This window comes from Mesorhizobium sp. BHbdii, from assembly GCF_053848045.1.
Window position 1 is genome coordinate 1 of record NZ_JBSPKX010000049.1, and the last position, 759, is coordinate 759.

The following is a 759-nucleotide window of genomic DNA, read 5'->3' on the forward strand; positions in this document are numbered from 1 at the left end:
GACGGTGGAGACGTGATGCACCTTATTGCGCTGCATGATCAGGCTGCCGCTGGTTGGATCCGCAGTTTTGCGGATCTCCAATTCCACGGCAGCAAATCATCGATCCGCTGTGTTGGGTGGGCCGCGATGCGCGCCAGGATATCGGCGAGCCAGGCCTGAGGGTCGACGTCGTTCATCTTGGCGCTGACGATCAGGCTGTAGAGAACGGCAGCGCGCTGTCCGCCGCGATCGGAACCGCAGAACAACCATGACTTTCTACCGAGAGCCATCACCCGTTCATTGTGCCCATGTCGGGGACGAAGTGGAAGTTCATTATCGCTGGCATCCATATTTTGGCCGAAAGGTCAGCGTGCGGCGTGTGGAGCAGCGGGTAACTGGCCAGTTTCTCAAGGTGCAATACCCATCGGGCGTTGTCGTATCGATTCCAGGCTGGATGGTGGATTCGGCCGCTTGCGCGGGCATGACATTTGGCCCGCCACAGGTTGATCTCACGGCCTTGTCTGATCTGAAGAGGCTGGTCATGCCGGTCGCTGTTTCCACAAACTTCCCAAGCGAGAATGGAATCGCACGGGAGAAAGTCGATGAAACAGCACAACGTGCCTGCACCGACCTCGGGCAGGCAGATGAGCCTGATATTCGAACCCCACAGGCTGGAGGGGATGAACGAAGTGGAGCGGGCGAAGGCCTTGCTGACGCTCGCTCAAATCCTCATGCAGGCCGCCGGTCTGATCGTCGAGGAGCTCGATGATGACCAGCACT

1 pseudogene is annotated in these 759 nt (G+C 58.8%); it reads right to left on the reverse strand.

What is annotated here, in order from left to right:
* Positions 1–38: 38 nt before the first annotated feature.
* Positions 39–275: pseudogene (locus ACWTU8_RS31720) on the reverse strand (transposase domain-containing protein); the annotation flags it as partial.
* Between the last annotated feature and the right edge of the window lie 484 nt (positions 276–759).